Here is a 16,568-nt window from a genome sequence, read left to right on the forward strand (position 1 = left end):
GATGTAGTTGGCGGCACAACGCACCCCGACCCCGAAAGGGATGGTCTCCATGGACGCGCTCTACACCGCCGTCGCCACCGCCACCCACGGCCGCGAGGGCCGCGCCGTCTCCTCCGACGGCAGGATCGACCTGGCCCTGGCCATGCCCGCGGAACTCGGCGGGAACGGCCAGGGCACCAATCCCGAGCAGCTCTTCGCCGCCGGGTACGCCGCCTGCTTCGGCAGCGCCCTCGGGCTGGTCGGCCGCCAGGCGAAGGTCGACGTCAGCGACGCGGCCGTGACCGCCGAGGTGGGCATAGGCAAGCAGGGCGAGGGCTTCGGCCTGAAGGTCACCCTGCGCGTCGAGCTGCCCGACACCGTGGACGAGGAGACCGGCCGCAAGCTGGTCGAGTCCGCCCACCAGGTCTGCCCCTACTCCAACGCCACCCGCGGCAACATCGAGGTCGACCTCGTCGTCGAGTAGCCGCTAAGCCGGCGACAGCGCGTCCGGGGACGCGGCCTGGCCCGGGACCCGCGGCACCGGACCGGGCATGGTCTCGCCCAGCAGCAGTGTCCGGACTACCCGCTCGGCGGCCCGCCCGTCCTCGAACTCGCAGAACCGGGCCCGGAACCGGGCCCGCAGCCGCGCCGACTCCTCGTCCCGCCAGGCGCCCGAGGCCAGCAGCCAGGCCAGGTCCCGGTAGGAGGAGGCGACATGGCCGGGCGGCTCGGCGGTGATGTCGAGGTACGCGCCCCGGCTCGCCGTGAACGCGGGCCAGTCGTCGGCGTAGATCACGATCGGCCGGTCCAGGTTGGCGTAGTCGAACATGATCGACGAGTAGTCGGTGACCAGGACGTCCGCCGCGAGCAGCACCTCCGCGAGGTGCGGCTCGTCGGTCGCGTCCACCACCACCCGGCGCCGGGCCAGCTCGGCCAGGCCCAGGCCCCGCGCCGGGCCGCTCGCCAGCGACGGGTGCAGCCGGACCACGAGCGTGCGCCCCTCGCCCAGGCCGGCCGCGAACCGGGCCAGGTCGATCCGGTCCACGAGCCCGCCCCGGCGGTAGTCCCGGCGGGTCGGCGCGTACAGCACCACCGTGTGGTCCGCCGGGATGCCGTGCCGCTCCCGGAAGCCCCCGGCGCCGCCGGGGCCGCCGTTCACCAGCACGTCGTTGCGCGGGCTTCCGGTGCGCGCCGAGGCGAAGTGGCAGGGGAAGGCCCGCTCCCAGACCAGCTCGGAGTGGCGGTTGGCGACCAGGCTGTGGTCCCAGCGGTCGGCCCGGCGCAGCATCTGCGGCACGTCGAAGCCGAGCCGGGCGCCGGGCTTGTCCAGCAGGTCGGCGCCCAGGTGCTTCAGCGGGGTGCACTGGTGGGTGTGGATGTGCACGCTGCCGGGCCGTTTGGCGAGGGAACCGGGCCAGTTGACGTCGTTGACGAAGTACTTGGCGCGCGCGGTGACCTCCAGATAGCGCCGGGAGCCGACGAGCACGTGCTCGACACCGGCCGGCAGCGCCGCGGCCGTCTCCGCGTCCCGCACCACCCACACCCCGCGCAGGTGCGGCGCGATCTCGCGGGCCGCCGCGTACACGGCGGCCGGGTCGCCGAGCAGACCCCGGTGCGAGGACGCCGAGTACACCACCAGGTGCTCGTCCAGCGGGCGGTGCGCGTGCAGCGCCGCCCAGCCGGTCCCGGCCCGCGCGGCGGCGGCCTGGCGGGCCCGGACCGCCCGCCGGGCCGCCTCCCGCCGGGCCCGCCCCGCCTGCCGCCTGATCCGGTACCCGGTCCAGGAGCCGGTCAGCACGGCGACCTCGCCGTCCACCGGCGTGCCCGGCGGCCGGTGGACGCGGAACATCTCAGCCGTGCGCCGGAAGAACTCGGCCTTGTCGGCGGGCGGCAGCCGGTCCGGCTTGGCCAGGATGTCCAGGCAGTGCTCGCCCATCTTGCGGTGCAGGTACGGCCGCCACCGCGCCAGCTCCGGCCGCTCGGCCACGAACGCGAACACCCGCTCGTACTGGTCGTGGATGTCGAAGTGCTTGCGGCTGGTGGTGGACAGGATGTTGCCCTGCCGGCGCTGCCGGTAGTTCAGGCAGATCCGGTCCAGCGCGGCGATCCGGCCGGCGCTGAGCAGGACCGGGAAGGTCCAGGGCGTGTCCTCGTAGTAGCCCGGCGGGAAGGTGAAACCGTGCCGGGCGACGAACTCCCGGCGGTAGGCCTTGTTCCAGACCACCATCAGCAGGTCGAGGATCTGCGGGTACTCCGCGGCGCTGAAGGTGTCCTCGCGGGTGAGGAGGTGCGCGAGGACGTTGCGCCGGATGCCGCCCCACCAGTAGGCGCGCGCGTAGTCGAAGACCAGCACGTCCGGGTCGGCGCTCTCCGCGAGCCGGTCGGCGATCGCCTCCAGCGCGCCCGGCGTGAGAGTGTCGTCGCTGTCCAGGAAGAGCAGGTAGTCGCCGCCCGCCTCGGCCGTCCCGGCGTTCCGGGCGCGGCCGAGGCCCACGTTCTCCGGCAGGTGCAGCACCCGCACCCGCGGGTCGCGGTCGGCGTACTCGTCGAGGATCGCGCCGCAGCCGTCCGGGGAGCGGTCGTCCACGGCGATCAGCTCGAAGTCCCCGAAGGACTGCCCGAGCACCGAGTCCAGGCACTCGCGCAGAAAGCCCTGCACCTTGTAGCAGGGCACGATCACACTGAAGCGGGGCACGGCGGGTCAGCTCCTCACGAGGGTCGCGGCGGCGGGGGCGGGGACGCGCTCGGCGAGCGGGAGGACGGGCGGCACCGCCTCCGGCGGCTGGCCGAGCAGCACCCGCCGCACCACCCGCTCCGCGGCCCGCCCGTCGTCGAACTGGCAGAACCGCTCCCGGAACGCGGCCCGCAGCGCCCGGGCCCGGGGACCCGCGTACGAGCCGTCGCGGAACACGGCGGCCAGCTCCCGCGGGTTCCGGGCGACCGGGCCGGGCGGCTCGGCCGGCAGGTCGAAGTAGACGCCCCGGGTCTCCCGGTAGACCTCCCAGTCGTCGGCGTAGATCACGATCGGCCGGTCCAGGTTGGCGTAGTCGAACATGATCGACGAGTAGTCGGTGACCAGCGCGTCCGCCGCCAGGCACACGTCCTCCGAGGAGCGGTGCGCGGTGACGTCGAGGACCCGGCCCGAACTCCGGCGGCGGCCCTCGTCGTAGAAGTAGTGGGCGCGCAGCAGCACGACGACGTCCTCGCCGGCCGCCTCGCAGAACGCCTCCAGGTCCAGGCCGGGGGTGAAACCGGTGTGGTGGTCGCGGTGGGTCGGCGCGTACAGCACGGCCGTCCTGCCCTCCGGGACGCCCAGTTCGCGGCGGACGCGGGCCACGTCGCGGGCGGTCGCCGTGTAGTACACGTCGTTGCGCGGATAGCCGTACTCCAGGTGCTCGTAGGAGCCGGGGAAGGCGCGTTCCCACATCTGGGTGGAGTGGCGGTTGGCGGACAGGTTGTAGTCCCAGCGGTCGACCCGGCCCAGCAGCCTGGCGAAGCTGCCGGTGCGCGCGGCCACCACCGGGTACGCCGCCTGGTCCACGCCCATCGTCTTCAGCGGGGTGCCGTGCTGGGTCTGCAGGTGCACGCTGCCGGGCCGTTTGACGACGCCCTCCGCGAAGTTCGCGTTGTTGACCAGGTACGTGGCGCGGGCCAGCACCTCCCAGTAACGGCGGGAGCCGATCACCGCGTACTCCACGTCCCCGGGGAGGGTGTGCTCCTGGCCGGCCTCCACCAGGAACACCGAGCGGATGTGCGGGGCGAGTTCGCGGGCCTTGGCGTGGATCGCGGCCGGGTTGCAGGCGTAACCGCGCCCCCAGTAGGCGCAGTACACGGCCAGGTCGGGGTCGAGCGGGCGGCGCAGATCACGGGCGTAGCGCAGCCGGGTGCGGGCCATGCGCGGGCGCGGCAGCCGCGCGGCGGCGCCGCCGGCCGCCTGGTTGGCGCCGCGCAGTGCGCGGAACGCGCTGTACGCGCCCGCCGCCAGCAGCCGGTGCTGCACCCCGAGGCTGCCGTCCGGGACCCGGTGCCCGGCCGGCCGGTACCGCCGGTAGAGCCGGGCCGCGCGGCGGAAGAACGCCCGGTGCCCGGCGGGCAGCCGCTCGGGCCGGGACGCCGTCTTCAGCACCACGGCGAACAACTGGTCGAACAGCGGCCCGGTCCGCTCGGCCGGCAGCTCCCGCTCGGCCGCCCGGGTCAGCACCCGCTCCACCTGGTCCAGCAGGGTGCACTGGTGCGGGCCGGGCTGGTTGAGCCGGCTGCCCTGGCGGCGCGCCCGGTGCCGTACGACGGGCCGGCGCAGTACCGCGATCCGTCCGGCGGCGACGGACACCAGGCCGCCCCAGCCGAGGTCGGTGAAGTGCCCTTCGGGGAAGGCCAGAGCGTGCTCGGTGAGGAAGGCGCGGCGGTGCACGGCGCTCCACGCGGGCAGCGGCACTCCGGTCAGCTCCGGCCGCTCGGCGGGGGCGAAGGCACCCTTCGGGGCGCCCGCGAGCAGCGGCCCGGCCGGGTTCGTCGGCTCGCCCTCCCACCAGGGCACCCGCTCGTGCTCGGTGTAGAGCACGTCCACGCCGGAGGTCTCCGTCAGCCGGGCGTCCAGCGCCGCGAGCGCGCCCGGCAGCAGCAGGTCGTCACCGTCCAGGAACAGCAGGTACGCGCCGTCCGCCGCCCGCATCCCGGTGTTGCGCGCCCCGCTCAGCCCGGCGGACGGCGGCGAGTGGACGACGCTCACCCGGGCGTCCCGCCCGGCGTATCCGGCGGCGACCTCGGCGGCGGGGGAGTCGGGGGCGTCGCAGACCGGGATCAGCTGGAGGTCGCCGAAGGACTGGCCGAGGACCGAGTCCAGCGCCTGGGACAGCCGGCCGGCGACCCCGTGGGACGGGACGATGATGCTGAAGCGGGGCATTGTGTTCTCTCTGTCGTCGTGCGGACGCGGCCGGGCCGTCCCGCCGGGCGCCAGGTGGACGGCCGGCTCGGGGCGGGCCGCGTCGAGCCGAAGGGCATGGGAACTCCCGGAAGCAACAACGGCGTTCAGCGGCCCCCGGTGACGGGGAGGGGACCGGGAGGTTGCTCGACGGTGGCCAGCGGGGAGCGCGCGCGGGCCGGTGGCGCCGGGCCCCGCTCGGTGAGCCGGGCGGCGAGCTGGTCGCGCACCAGGCGGCCGTCGCCGTGGGCGCGCGCGGAGTCGAAGGCCGGCACGTCCGGGTCGCCGGTCTCCTCGAGCCGGTCGGCGATCGCCTCCGGCGCGTCCGGTGTGAGCGTGTCGTCGCTGTCCGGGAAGAGCAGCCGGTACACGGGGACGATGACACTGGACCTGGGCAAGGGACATCCAACGGTCGGCTCGGCGCGGGCGTACTGCCCGGGAACGCCCGGCGCGGCGACTTGGTTACGGCCCCTGCGTCATCCGGGCTACCACCACAGCAACGCGAAGGGGCGGGCCGCCGGCGGCCCGCCCCTCGAAGTGCTCCTGGTGTACGGCTACTTGACCGCGCCCGCCATCACTCCGGACACGAACTGCCGCTGGAACGCGAAGAACACGGCCAGCGGGATCACCATGGACAGGAACGCGCCCGGTGCCAGCACGTCGATGTTGTTGCCGAACTGCCGCACCTGGGTCTGGAGGGCGACCGTGACCGGCTGGGTGCCGGACTTGGTGAACACCAGCGCCACCAGCATGTCGTTCCACACCCACAGGAACTGGAAGATGCCGAGGCTCGCGATCGCCGGCCCGCCCAGCGGCATCACCACCCGGGCGAACAGCCGCAGTTCGCCGGCGCCGTCCAGCCGGGCCGCCTCCAGCAGCTCGCGCGGGATCTCCGCGAAGAAGTTCCGCAGCAGGAACACCGCGAACGGCAGCCCGAAACCGGTGTGGAACAGGACCACCCCGAAGATCGTCCCGAACAGCCCGATCTTCCCGAAGAGTTCGGCGATCGGGATCAGCGCCACCTGCACCGGCACCACCAGCAGGCTCACCACGCCCAGGAACCACCAGTCCCGGCCGGGGAACTCCAGCCACGCGAACGCGTACCCGGCCAGCGAGCCGATCACCACGACCAGGACGGTCGCCGGGACCGTGATCAGCACGGTGTTCAGCAGGGAGCCGGTGATGTCGCCGTTCTCCAGCAGCTTCTGGTAGCTGTCGACGGTGAGCTGGGACGGCTTGGCGAACACCGTCCACCAGCCGCTCGCGCTCATGTCCTGCGGCGTGCGCAGCGAGGAGACGAGCAGACCGATCGTCGGCACCAGCCAGAACAGGCCCACGACGATCAGCACCACACGGACCAGCCCGCCGCTCAGCCGCTCCGCGATCCGGGAGCCGGCCGACCGCCGGGCCGCGGTCTTGCGGACCGGCCCGGCCTTGCCCACCTCTTCGGCGGTCACCGTCATCGCCGCACCTCCCGCCGCAGCCGACGCACGTTGAACAGCATCACCGGGATCACCAGCAGCAGCAGGAACACGGAGATCGCGCTCGCGACACCCGGGCGGCCCTCCGCGAAGCCCTTGCGGTACAGCTCCAGCGCCAGCACGTTCGCGTCGTCCTGGGAGGAGCCCGGCGCGATGATGAACACCAGGTCGAACACCTTCAGCACGTTGATCATCAAGGTGACGACCACGACCGCCAGCACCGGCGCCAGCAGCGGCACGGTGACCTTGCGGAACACCTGCCACTCGGTCGCGCCGTCCACCCGCGCCGCCTCCAGCAGTTCCCGGGGCACGCCCGCGAGCCCGGCCGCGATCAGCACCATCGCGAAGCCCGCCCACATCCACACGTACGCCCCGATGATCGCCGGGGTGACCAGCGCCGGACCGAGCCAGCCGACGCCGTCGTACGGCTCCCGGAAGTTCTCGGCGGGCAGCCGGAGCCGGGCCCCGTCCGCCGCCGCGGGCAGCGTGAACGTGCCGTCGCCGGACGCCGTCGCGGACGCCACCACCGTGCCGTCCTTCACCGCCTCGATCCGCATCCCGGCATAGCCCACCTCGGTGGGATCGGGCGCGCCGAGCCGGCCGACGCCCTTGCCGCGGGTGAAGTCCTGCCAGGTGCTGCCGGTGACCCGGCCCGGTTCGGCGCGGGCGGCGGCCGCCTTGCGCACCCCGTCCGGCAACTGGTCGGGGGCCACCCCGACCAGCGGCAGCGCGACCGGCCGCCCGGCGTGCACGACGTCCTGGGTGACGAAGCCGCCGCCCTCGGCCACCAGCGGCGACCGACGGCCCGGGTGGGCCTTCGGGAACGCCGACGACTGCGCGAAGGTGTCGTGCACGCCCACCCACACCGCGTTCGCGACGCCCTTGTCCGGGTCCTGGTCGTACACCAGCCGGAAGATGATCCCGGCGGCCAGCATGGAGATCGCCATCGGCATGAAGACGACCAGCTTGAACGCCGTGCCCCAGCGCACCCGTTCGGTCAGCACCGCGAACACCAGGCCGAGCGCGGTGGCGACCGTCGGCGCGAACACCACCCAGATGACGTTGTTCTTCAGGGCGGTCCGGATGCCGTCGTCGGTGAACAGGGTCCGGTAGTTGTCCATCCCGGCGAAGCCGTCGCCGGAGTTGTCGTAGAAGCTGCGGACGACCGAGTACCCGATCGGGTAGACCACGAGCGCACCGAGCAGCACCAGCGCGGGCAGTAGGAACAGCGCTGCCACGGTCTTGCGGGTGCCGGTCACGCTCTTGCGACCGCGGGGCGCGGCGGGGCCCGGTGGGGACCCCGCCGCCGCTGCCGACGCCATGGCCGGATCAGCCCCCGTTCCCGTACGCCGCCGCCGCGTCCTTCTCCAGCTTCGCCTGGGCGCCCGCGACGTCCCGCGGGTTCTTCAGGAAGTCCTGGAGGTCCTTCCACTCGCCCTTGCCGGGCGTGCCGCCGAAGGCCTGCGGCGCCTGGTCGGACATGTCGAAGCGGAAGTCGTCGCCGGCCGCGACCAGCGCCTTGGCGATCTTCTGCTGCACCGCGTTCGGATACGCCGTGAGCGGCACGTTCTTGTTCGGGGAGAGGTAACCGCCCAGCTTGGCCTGGATGGTGGCCGCGTCCGGGGAGGCGAGGAAGGTGACCACCGCCTGCGCCGCCTTGGAGTCCTTCAGGACCACGGCCGCGTCACCGCCGGAGACCACGGGCGCGGCCGAGCCGACGGCCGGGAACGGGAACACCTTGGCGTCCGTGCCCACCTTCGCCTTGGTCTCGGCGATGTTGACCTGCACGAAGTCGCCCTCGTAGACCATCGCGGACTTCGGCTGGTCGCCGCCGGTGAACGTCTGGGTGACCGACTGCGGGAACTCCGTCTGGAGCGCGCCGCTCTGGCCGCCCGCCAGGTAGTCCTTGCGGTTCCAGAGCTGGGCGAGGGTGGTGAGCGCCTGCTTCACCGACGGATCGGTCCACTTGATCTTGTGCTGGGCGAGCTGGTCGTACTTCTCCGGGCCCGCCTGGGACAGATAGACGTTCTCGAACCAGTCGGTCAGCGGCCAGCCGTCGGCGCCGGCCACCGAGAACGGCGTGACCCCGGAGTCGTACACCGCGCGCGAGGCGGTCAGCAGGTCCTGCCAGGTCTTCGGTTCCTTCGCCCCCGCGTTCGCGAAGACCTCGGCGTTGTACCAGATCAGCGACTTGTTGGCGGCCTTGTAGTAGACGCCGTACCGCTTGCCGCCGACCGCGCCGATGTCCTGCCAGCCCTGCGAGTAGTTCTCGCCCAGCTCCTTCAGCGCCTCCGGGCCGAGCGGTTTGGCCCAGCCCTTCTGCACGGCCTGCCTGATCGCGCCGGGCTGCGGGAGCAGCGCCACGTCCGGCGGCTGGCCGCCCGCGATCTTCGACCCGAGGAAGTTGATGATCGGGTCCTGCGCGGGCACGAAGGTGACCTGCGCTCCGGTGCGCTTCTCGAACTCGGCGAGGACCTTCTTGAAGTTGGCCTGCTCCCCGCCGGTCCAGACGGCGGCCACCTCCAGTCTGGCGCCGTCCAGCTTCGGCAGGGTGACCGTGGACCCGGTGGTCCCGCCGCTCTCCTGCCCTGTGCCCCTCTCACCGTCGTCGCCGTCGCCGCCGGAGCAGGCGGAGAGCGCCAGGGCTCCCGCGAGCAGGGCGGCGACCGCGGTGACGGCCCTGTGGGTGTGGAACGTGTTGCTCTTGCTGCGCATCACTTCCCCGTTCGTCGTTCTTCGTTGAACGCGCGTTGAACGTATGAACTCTGTCCCGTGCGGTCCGGTGTACGCCGGGCCGCTCCGGGCGGGCAAGAGCACCTGCGGCACGGACCGGTGCATCGTGATCGGCTCGTGACCAGCGGTGTATGCGCACCGGTTTCCGGGAGCCGGCGCGGACGGCTCCGGCGGCCGGTTACAGCAGGGACGGCACCTCGGCCGCCGCGACCTGCCGGGCCGCCCGCTCCACCGCGCTCGCCAGCAGGGCCAGGTCGGTGGGACCGTTGCCCAGCTCCCGCACGGGCCGGCGGGCCGGCGGGTCGCCCATGCGCTGCCAGTCCAGCGGGACCACCGTGGGCCGCTGGGTCGCGGTACGCGGGATACGGCCGGTCACCCGGCCGCCCTGGAAGGCCACGGCCCGCCCGTCCGCGTACGCCAGCCTGCCCCGGCCCGGCGCCGGCTGGTCCGGCCCCGGCTGCGGCGCCTCCAGCACCACCCGCAGGGCCGCCCGGCGGGCCGGCTCCGACTCCGCCGTCCGGCCGTCGGCCCCGGCCGCCGCCACCAGGTGCACCCCGAGCCGCTCGCCCTCGCGGGCCACCGCCTCCAGCGCGCGTATCACCGAGCCGGCGGCCGGCCGGCCCGGTGAGCCGAGCGCCGGGGAGACCAGCGCGTCCAGGTCGTCGACGACGACCACCAGCCGGGGCAGCGGCGGGACCGCCCCGGCGCGCTGCCGGGCCGCCGCGCCCGGCCGCAGCCGCAGGGTGGAGCTGGGCGGCGACTCTATGTCCCCGGAGGCGGTGCCGCCGGGAGCGGTGCGCTGGGCCACCATCCGGCCGGACACCTCCCGCCCCGCGTGCCAGTCGGTGAAGTCCGTCCGGCCCAGCAGCTCCGCCCGGCGCTTCAGCTCGGCGCTCAGCGACTGGGCGAACTCCCGCATGCGCACCGGGTCGTTGGCGATCAGATGGGTGGTCGCGTGCGGGATGTCCGTGCACAGGCGCAGGCCCTCGTCCCCGCCGGCGCCGATCCCGTCCCGGCCGTCGAGCAGCACCACGGCCAGCCGGTCCGGCCGCTCGGCGGCGGCCAGCGCGGCGACCACGGTCCGCAGCAGCTCGGTACGGCCGCTGCCGGTCGGGCCCTCGATCAGCAGGTGCGGGCCGTCGGCCACCAGGTCCACGGTGACCGGGCCGCGCGGTCCGGCGCCGAGCACCGCCCGGGCCCGGCCGCCCGGCGACTCGGTGTCGTCCGCCGCGTCCGCCCAGCGCGCCATCAGCGACGCCGGGGTGGCGCGGGCCAGGCCCAGCTCGTCCAGGAGCCGCGCCGAGCGGGGCAGCGGCGTGGCCACGCGCGCGTGCGGCTCGCCGGCCGGGCCGTCCGGGCGCAGCGGCGCCAGCGCCCGCGCGAAGCGTTCCGCCCAGGCGGCGGAGACGGCGTCGACGGTGGCGTGCGTACCGGGGCCGACCGGGCCGCCCGGCGCGACCCGCAGCAGGTGCAGCGCGGCGGCGACGTCCCCGCTGAGCAGCGCGACGGCACCGCAGTGCCGGAAGGCGGGCGTCACCGCGCAGGCCGCCTCGTACGTCCGCGGCACCGGGGAGGAAGGGGAGGCGGGCTCGGTCTCGGCCAGGCACAGCAGATGGATCCCGGCCCGCGGTCCGGCCACGGCCAGCCGCGCGAGGGCGTCCCGCAACGCGGTGCCGCCGGGATCACCGTCCACGACGACGACGGTGAACGGGCCCGGGAAGCGGCCGGTACGCGGGTCCTCGCCGGTCGCGGTGCTTTCCGGGGCCGGACGGCCGGCGGTGCGCGCGGCGGCCGGGTTTCCGGTCCCGTGGTCCCGGGGGGCGGCGAGGGCGCCGCGCGGGTCCGCCGGGCCGCCGGGGGCCGTGCCGGGGACGGGCAGACCCGGCAGACCCGGGCCCGCGGCGCGCGGGCCGTACGGGCCGTGCGCGGGATCGGCGGGGGCCGGGCGGCCGGCGGTCCGGGAGGGCGTGCCCGGCGCGGGGATGCCCGGTGCGGGGACGCCGGGTGCGGGGAAACCCGGTGCGGGCGGGCCGGCCGCCGGGAAGGAGCGCGCGGGGTCCTCGGGGTCCTCGGGGTCCGCGGGGTGCGGTGCGGCGGGGCGGGCCGTCGGCCGGTCCGTCGCCGCCTGGTCCTCCACCCGGCGCAGCAGTTCCTCCACCCGCGCCGCCGCCTGCTCGCGGTCGTAGGCCAGCAGCAGACGGCAGTCCTGGCCGTGGCCCGGCCGCACCTGCGGGAGCCAGCCGAGCCAGGTCCACTCCGCCGTGCGGTCCGCCACCGGACGGGCGCGGTCCGCGCTGATCAGCACGATCTCCAGCAGGTCGGGGGAGTGCAGCGCGGCGAGCTGGGCCAGCACCGAGCGGGCCAGCCCGGACAGCCGGGGGCGCGGCCCGGCCAGGCCCAGCGCGCCCGCCTCGCGGAGCGCGGCGGTCACCGGCACGGCCGGCAGCGGGCCCGAGCCGTCCGGCGCGCTCCGGTCGGCCGTGCCCAGCCTCACCGTCAGCGCCTCCGGATGGCCGGGCCCCCGCTCCCACAGCCGGGGCCCGGGGCCGAGCGCCGTCAGCAGCAGGGCGGCCGGGTCCGGCCAGGTCTCCGGCTGCCGCGCGGGTCCGGCCGGCGGGACGTCACCGGCCGGGACGGCCGTGCCCTCGTACGGCGCGGTCCCGGCGGTCTGCTCCCCGCGCCCGCCGGTCAGCCGCCGGGCCCAGGCGCCGAGCCCCCGCCGCCGCCCGCCCTGCGGGGCGTCGGCCGGCTCGGGACGGGTGCCCAGCGGGGCGTCGGCGGGCCCGGGACGGCCACCGGGGAAAGGGTCGGAAGTGTGTGTGATGTCCGGATGGCCGGGGAAGTCCGTACCCCTGACCGGGGTGCCCTTGCGGCCGCCCGCGCGTACGTCCTCGCCCTCCGGCCCGCCGCCGTACGCCGCCGTGGGGGCCCCGCCCGGCCCGCCGGCCCCGAAGTGCCCCGCGTGCGTGTCGCCGCCGGACCCGGTGCCGGGCGCACCGGAGCCCGCGCCGTGGCTCTCCACGCTCGGCGCCCCGGCCTGTCCCGGCACCAGCGGCGCCGCGCCGCGCCGGTGCTCCCGGCCGGCGGGGTCGTAGGGGCCGTAGGCGTGCCGCGTACGGCCCGAGGGACCCGCGGCGCCGGCCCGCGCCCCCGGTGTCTGCCCGCCGGCGCCCGTTCCCGCGCCGCCGGGGCCGCCCGCGCGCGTGCCGTCCGCACCCGGTGCGTCCGCGTCAGCGCCGCCCGCCGGCACCCGTACGCAGCCCTCTCCGTCGGGCACCGTGCGGACCCGTATCCCGGGGCCGCCGGACGGGGTGACCCGCAGGGCGGACTCGCCGATCCGCAGCAGCGCCCCGGCCGGGAACCGCACCGGCCGCTCGGTCACCCGGGTGCCGTCCAGGACCGTGCCGTTGGTGGAGCCGAGGTCGGCGACCGAGACACGGCCGTCGGCGCCGACGGTGACCGCGCAGTGCAGCCGGGAGACGTCGGGGTCGTCCAGCGGGACGTCGGCGTCGGCGGAGCGGCCCACGGTGATCCGGCCGCCGTGCAGCAGATGGACCCCGCCCGCGTCCGGCCCGGCGACCACGTGCAGCCGGGTCGGCGCCTCGTCCAGCTCGGGATGCGGCTCGGGGGCCGCCGGGGCGCCCAGGGACAGCACCGCGCCGTCGACCAGCGGCGGCTCGCCGAGGGTGCACCGGCGCGGATCGAGCCGCTCGGCGCCCGCGTACAGCACCACGGCACCGCCGGCCTCCCGGCCCGCGCCGCTCTCGCCGGTGACCGCTCCGGCCAGCGCCGACGCGACCGCGGCCAGCTCCGTGCCCACGGGCGCCGTGACCAGCACGTCGCGGCACGCGGCGCGGCCCCGCTGCGGATGCGGACCGAGCGGGTCTACGACGGTCAGCCGGATCTGCATCGGCGTCAGCGGTCCCTTCTGCGCGGGTCTGCGCGGGCGCGGACTTCCCCCCACCCCCACACGAGCACGTCGGCCAGTAGCCGCTGAGCCGTCCCAGCAGGCTGCTGGAGGCATCCTCGCACCTGCCGCCGACAACGCGCCCCGAACCCGGCAACAAGTGATCTTGATTGGTCGGCTCTGCCCCCAAAAGTGCCGGACCCGTGCACCGCCGGCGATCAGTTGAGATCGGTCACGTCCGGCCCCGGCAACCACGCGCCCGCGACCCGCGTCTTTCCGTCGAAACCCCGCGCCGGCGCCCCCGGACATGCCCGACAACGCGTAGGTGGCGCCCCGAAAGGCGGCACTACAGTGGGGCGGAACACCGGCAAGCACCGGGAAACGCAGGCAGCGAGCAAGCGAACAACAGCAACCAGCAGGGAGCGCGTGACGTGCGGCCAGTCGGCAGCAAGTACCTGCTTGAGGAGCCGCTCGGACGCGGCGCCACAGGCACCGTCTGGCGTGCCCGCCAGAGGGAGACCGCGGGCGCCGAGGCGGCCGTGCCCGGCCAGCCGGGGGAGACGGTCGCGATCAAGGTCCTCAAGGAGGAGCTGGCGAGCGACCCGGACATCGTGATGCGCTTCCTGCGTGAGCGCTCCGTCCTGCTCCGGCTCACCCACCCGAACATCGTCCGGGTCCGCGACCTGGTCGTCGAGGGCGACCTGCTGGCCCTGGTCATGGACCTCGTCGACGGCCCGGACCTGCACCGCTACCTGCGCGAGAACGGCCCCTTCACCCCCGTCGCCGCCGCCCTGCTGACCGCCCAGATCGCCGACGCCCTCGCCGCGAGCCACGCCGACGGCGTCGTCCACCGGGACCTGAAGCCCGCCAACGTGCTGCTGAAGCAGCAGGGCGGCGAGATGCACCCGATGCTGACCGACTTCGGCATCGCCCGCCTCGCCGACTCGCCGGGCCTGACCCGCACCCACGAGTTCGTCGGCACGCCCGCGTACGTCGCCCCGGAGTCCGCCGAGGGCCGCCCGCAGACCTCCGCCGTCGACATCTACGGCGCCGGCATCCTGCTGTACGAGCTGGTCACCGGCCGCCCGCCGTTCTCCGGCGGCAGCGCCCTGGAGGTGCTGCACCAGCACCTGAGCGCCGAGCCGCGCCGCCCGTCCACCGTCCCGGACCCGCTGTGGACGGTCATAGAGCGCTGCCTGCGCAAGGACCCCGGGCAGCGGCCGAGCGCCGAGAACCTCGCGCGCGGCCTGCGGGTCGTCGCCGAGGGCGTCGGCGTGCACGCGGACGCCGCGCGGATCGCCGCCGCCGACGCCGTGGGCGCGCTGCTCGCGCCCGACCCGGCGCCGGCCGCCGTCCCGGGCGTGCCCGGGGCCGCCGACCCCACCCAGGTGCTGCCGGCGAACGCGCCGCAGGGGGCGTACGACCCGGACGGCGCCACCAGCGTGCTGCCGCACACCGGCGGCCCGGCCGGCGCCGCCGACCCCACCGCCGTCCTGCCGCACACGGGCGCCGCGGACCCGACGGCCGTCCTGCCGCCCGTGCCCCAGGGCCAGCCCGGCCAGCAGGGCCCGTACGGCCAGGACGGACAGGACGGGCAGCAGCCGGGGCAGCCGCATCCCTGGCAGTCGCAGCTCCGCGCCGCCCGCGACCGCAACGAGCAGACGCAGGTCCAGTACCTGGACCCGGACGAGGACCCGCTGCGCCGCCGGCCCCAGCGGCAGGTCGCCCGCCCCCAGCAGCAGCCGCGCCCGGCCCCGCAGCCCCGCCCGCAGCAGCCCCAGCCGCGCGGCCGGCAGCAGCAGGCACCGGGCTACGGCTCCCCGCAGCAGCAGTCCCCGCGGTATTCCACCCCGCAGCCGCCGCAGCCCGCCCAGCAGCCGCAGCGGTACGCGCCGCCGGCCCCGGCCGAGCCGCGGCGGCCCGCGCGCGAGCCCCGCGCGCCGCGGCAGCGCGGCGCCAACCCGATGAAGATCCCCGGTCTGGGCTGTCTGAAGGGCTGCCTGTTCACGATCGTCATCCTGGTGGTCGCGAGCTGGCTGGTCTGGGAGCTGACCCCGCTCCAGGACTGGATCGGCACCGGCAAGGGCTACTGGGACCAGCTCAGCGACTGGGCGGGCCGGCTGGGCGACTGGCTGAACAACCTGGGCGGCTCTTCGGGCGGCAACTGACCGCCGGTTCGGAGATTTGTCGACATCTGCCGGGTGATTTCCGCCTCCGCGGTGAAGGTTGGCTCGTCGGACGCGTAGTTTTGGCGACAACACGCGTCTGTAGGAGCAGTCTTGGCACGGAAGATCGGCAGCCGGTACACCGCGCACCAGATCCTGGGGCGGGGGAGCGCCGGGACGGTGTGGCTCGGCGAGGGACCGGACGGCCCCGTCGCCATCAAGCTGCTGCGCGAGGACCTCGCCTCCGACCAGGAACTCGTCGGACGCTTCGTCCAGGAGCGCACCGCGCTGCTCGGCCTGGAACACCCGCACATCGTCACCGTGCGGGACCTGGTCGTCGACGGCAACGACCTGGCCCTGGTCATGGACCTGGTGCGCGGCACCGACCTGCGCACCCGGCTGGAACGGGAGCGGCGGCTCGCGCCCGAGGCGGCCGTGGCGATCGTCGCCGACGTCGCCGACGCGCTGGCCGCGGCCCACGCGGCCGGGATCGTCCACCGGGACGTCAAGCCCGAGAACGTCCTGCTGGACATGCAGGGCCCGCTCGGTCCGGGCGGCGCCCACCCGGCCCTGCTCACCGACTTCGGCGTCGCCAAGCTGATCGACTCGCCGAAGCGGACCCGCGCCACGAAGATCATCGGAACGCCGGACTACCTCGCCCCGGAGATCGTGGAGGGCCTGCCGCCGCGCGCCGCGGTCGACATCTACGCGCTGGCGACGGTCCTGTACGAGCTGCTGGCCGGCTTCACGCCGTTCGGCGGCGGCCACCCGGGCGCGGTGCTGCGCCGGCACGTCACCGAGACCGTCGTACCGCTTCCCGGCATCCCCGAGGAGCTGTGGCAGCTGCTGGTGCAGTGCCTGGCGAAGGCCCCCGCCTCCCGGCTGCGCGCCTCGGAGCTGGCGGCGCGGCTGCGCGAGCAGCTCCCGCTGCTGGCCGGGCTGCCGCCGCTGGACGTGGACGAGCCGGGCCTCGCCGAGGACGAGGAGCCCGAGGAGCCCGCACCGGCGGCCTCCCCGGCGGGCACCCCGGTACGGCGGCGCGGCGCGGTGTCCCTGGTGCCCGGGGCCAGGCCGGACTCCAACCGGGACACGCACACGTCGATGCGGGTGCCGGGACCGGACGAGCTGGCCGGCGGCGCCCACGGAACCGCGCGCGCCCCGCGCGCCACCGGCGCCCCGCGCCCCGGCTCGGCCCGCCACCGCGCCACGGTGCGGCGCCGCCGGATCACGCTGAGCGTGGCGGGAGCGGCCGTGGCGGCCCTCGTGGGCGTCGGCGCCTGGTGGGCGTCCACCGGCCAGGACCCGGAACCGCCCCGTCCGCCCCAGAGCACGGCGACCCCCTGATCCCGCCCCGCCCGCCGAGCCGGGCGGCAGCGGGCGAG

Annotated in this window: 9 protein-coding genes and 1 pseudogene; 3 read left to right on the top strand and 7 right to left on the bottom strand. The window is 75.6% G+C overall.

Translation table 11 applies throughout. The annotated features are described in order from the left end of the window. Positions 1-49: 49 nt before the first annotated feature. The gene (locus tag ACZ4SV_RS26835) at positions 50-463 is read left to right on the top strand and encodes an organic hydroperoxide resistance protein (RefSeq protein WP_365880771.1); all 414 of its coding nucleotides are present in this window, start codon (positions 50-52) and stop codon (positions 461-463) included. Positions 464-466: 3 nt separating this feature from the next. Here the strand turns inward: ACZ4SV_RS26835 and ACZ4SV_RS26840 are convergent, their stop codons facing one another. From ACZ4SV_RS26840 to ACZ4SV_RS26870, 7 genes and pseudogenes are all read right to left on the bottom strand, one after another. Continuing rightward, positions 467-2,674: a bifunctional glycosyltransferase/CDP-glycerol:glycerophosphate glycerophosphotransferase gene (locus tag ACZ4SV_RS26840; protein WP_468007082.1), complete on the bottom strand. Its 2,208-nt coding sequence runs from the start codon at positions 2,672-2,674 to the stop codon at positions 467-469. Positions 2,675-2,680: 6 nt separating this feature from the next. Continuing rightward, positions 2,681-4,882, bottom strand: coding sequence for a bifunctional glycosyltransferase/CDP-glycerol:glycerophosphate glycerophosphotransferase (locus tag ACZ4SV_RS26845; protein ID WP_468007084.1), 2,202 nt, complete (start codon positions 4,880-4,882; stop codon positions 2,681-2,683). Positions 4,883-5,082: 200 nt separating this feature from the next. Next, positions 5,083-5,262, bottom strand: a pseudogene (locus tag ACZ4SV_RS26850) (hypothetical protein); the annotation flags it as partial. 192 nt (positions 5,263-5,454) lie between these two features. Further along, the gene (locus tag ACZ4SV_RS26855; protein ID WP_468007086.1) at positions 5,455-6,363 is read right to left on the bottom strand and encodes a carbohydrate ABC transporter permease; all 909 of its coding nucleotides are present in this window, start codon (positions 6,361-6,363) and stop codon (positions 5,455-5,457) included. Then, positions 6,360-7,640, bottom strand: coding sequence for a carbohydrate ABC transporter permease (locus tag ACZ4SV_RS26860; RefSeq protein ID WP_365871559.1), 1,281 nt, complete (start codon positions 7,638-7,640; stop codon positions 6,360-6,362). The genes ACZ4SV_RS26855 and ACZ4SV_RS26860 overlap by 4 nt, the downstream gene beginning before the upstream one ends. Positions 7,641-7,710: 70 nt before the next feature. After that, entirely contained in the window at positions 7,711-9,096 is a 1,386-nt protein-coding gene (locus ACZ4SV_RS26865) for an ABC transporter substrate-binding protein (protein ID WP_468007088.1), read from the bottom strand. A gap of 196 nt (positions 9,097-9,292) precedes the next feature. After that, positions 9,293-13,024: an FHA domain-containing protein gene (locus ACZ4SV_RS26870; RefSeq protein ID WP_468007090.1), complete on the bottom strand. Its 3,732-nt coding sequence runs from the start codon at positions 13,022-13,024 to the stop codon at positions 9,293-9,295. A 428-nt stretch (positions 13,025-13,452) separates the two neighbouring features. Between ACZ4SV_RS26870 and ACZ4SV_RS26875 the strand changes: the two genes are divergently transcribed. Both ACZ4SV_RS26875 and ACZ4SV_RS26880 read left to right on the top strand, forming a co-directional pair. After that, on the top strand, positions 13,453-15,189 hold the full coding sequence (locus ACZ4SV_RS26875) for a serine/threonine-protein kinase (RefSeq protein ID WP_468007092.1): 1,737 nt from the start codon (positions 13,453-13,455) through the stop codon (positions 15,187-15,189). A gap of 111 nt (positions 15,190-15,300) precedes the next feature. Then, the gene (locus ACZ4SV_RS26880) at positions 15,301-16,530 is read left to right on the top strand and encodes a serine/threonine-protein kinase (RefSeq protein WP_397941262.1); all 1,230 of its coding nucleotides are present in this window, start codon (positions 15,301-15,303) and stop codon (positions 16,528-16,530) included. The last annotated feature ends 38 nt before the right edge of the window (positions 16,531-16,568 follow it).

It is taken from the genome of Streptomyces sp. NPDC027672, assembly GCF_055566335.1.